Source organism: Methylobacterium sp. WL103 (assembly GCF_008039885.1).
Taxonomy (GTDB): Bacteria; Pseudomonadota; Alphaproteobacteria; order Rhizobiales; family Beijerinckiaceae; genus Methylobacterium; species Methylobacterium cerastii.
This window is the reverse complement of the sequence record NZ_VRUX01000781.1, coordinates 1-1,625: the sequence shown is the minus strand read 5'-3', so window position 1 is coordinate 1,625 and position 1,625 is coordinate 1. Positions and strand designations below refer to the sequence as shown.

Annotated in this window: 3 protein-coding genes; all 3 read left to right on the top strand. The window is 71.5% G+C overall.

All coding sequences use genetic code 11. The features are described from left to right. Positions 1-156 precede the first annotated feature (156 nt). Positions 157-639: a chemotaxis protein CheW gene (locus tag FV222_RS25355; RefSeq protein WP_147815940.1), complete on the top strand. Its 483-nt coding sequence runs from the start codon at positions 157-159 to the stop codon at positions 637-639. Between the two features lie 37 nt (positions 640-676). Beyond that, the gene (locus tag FV222_RS25350) at positions 677-1,078 is read left to right on the top strand and encodes a response regulator (protein WP_147754661.1); all 402 of its coding nucleotides are present in this window, start codon (positions 677-679) and stop codon (positions 1,076-1,078) included. A gap of 91 nt (positions 1,079-1,169) precedes the next feature. Next, positions 1,170-1,625 (top strand): response regulator (locus tag FV222_RS25345; RefSeq protein ID WP_147815939.1); only part of this gene is annotated, 456 nt, incomplete at its 3' end.

The window sequence follows — 1,625 nt, the reverse complement described above, 5'->3', positions numbered from 1 at the left end:
GCCTTGTCGCGGCGCTCGCCGAGCTCGATGCCCCCCGGCCGTCGCGGCCCACGCCCGCGCCGCCTGAAGTCCCGACATCCCTCCGGTGCCGCGCCGACCTCGGCGCGAACCGACCCACCTGGTTTGACCGCGCCGCTGCGCCGGGGAGACACCACCATGCAGGCTGCCAACAGCAACGCCACGGAGGCCGGGGCGACCCAGGACTTCGTCACCGTCTTCGTCGGCGACACGATGTTCGGGCTCGCCATCGACCGGGTGCACGACGTGTTCATCCCGGCCGGCGTCACCCCCGTGCCCCTGAGCCCGCCCGAGATCGTCGGGCTGCTGAACCTGCGCGGGCGCGTCGTCACCGCGATCTGCCTGCGTCGGCGGCTCGGGCTTCCGGCGGCCGAGGGCTCGGCGCGGATGGCGATCGGCCTGGAGCAGGGCGGCGAGACCTTCGCCCTCGTGGTCGACGGCGTCGGCGAGGTGCTGAAGCTCGGCACCGAGACCCACGAGCCGGTGCCGATCAACCTGGACGCCCGCTGGCGCGACCTCGCGCTCGGCGTGCATCGCCTCGACGGGCGGTTGCTCCTCATCCTCGACGTGAACGCCCTGCTGGTCTTCGCATCCGACCGGGCCGGCGCGACCGCCGCGTGACGTCGCCGACTGCAACCCACCAAGAGGGTAAGACGCCGTGACCAACGACCCCGCCGAAACCCGCACCTGCCTCGTCGTCGACGATTCCGCCGTGATCCGGAAGGTGGCGCGGCGGATCATCGAGACGCTCGGCTTCGCCGTCACCGAAGCCGAGGACGGCAGCGACGCCCTGCTGCGCTGCGCCGAGGCGATGCCCGACGTGATCCTGCTCGACTGGAACATGCCCAACGTGGACGGCTACGCCTTCCTCCAGGCGCTGCGCCAGCGGCCGGGCGGCACCGGCCCGAAGATCCTGTTCTGCACCACCGAGAACGACGTCGGCGCCATCGCCCGGGCCCTGCGGGCGGGCGCCGACGAGTACATCATGAAGCCGTTCGACCGCGACATCCTCACGGCCAAGCTCGAACAGGTCGGCGTGGTCCAAGCCGACGCCGCCTGACGCCGTCTTCCAAGGCGCGCACGCCGGCTCGTCCGAGGCGGCGGTACCGCGATCGTTTCCAACCCATCATTGTCATTGGGATGTCGAACCCATGTTGGCCGTCAACCCAAGCCTCGCGCCCAAGCCGCGGCCGACCCTGCCGGTGCCGATCAAGGTGCTGATCGCCGACGATTCGGCGGTGGTGCGCGGCCTCGTCGCGCGTTGGATCGGCGAGGCCGGCTTCACCGTCGTCGGCACCGCCTCGAACGGGCGCATCGCCGTCGAGATGATGACGCGGCACGACCCCGACGTGGTGCTGCTCGACATCGACATGCCGGAGCTCGACGGCACCGAGGCGCTGCCGCGCATGCTCGCGGCGAGCCCGACCGTGCAGGTCGTGATGATGTCGACCCTCACGACGCGCAACGCCGACATCTCGCTTAAGTGCCTCGCCCTCGGCGCGGTCGACTACCTCGCCAAGCCCGAGAGCAACCGCGGGGTCACCACCTCCGACGCGTTCCGCGCCGAGCTGGTGGAGCGCGTGCGCCTGTTCGGCGCCGCCCGCGCC

Bases quoted from the DNA above. Each gene is read 5' to 3' on its own strand.
- FV222_RS25355 (WP_147815940.1), top strand. From the start codon at position 157: ATGCAGGCTGCCAACAGCAACGCCACGGAGGCCGGGGCGACCCAGGAC.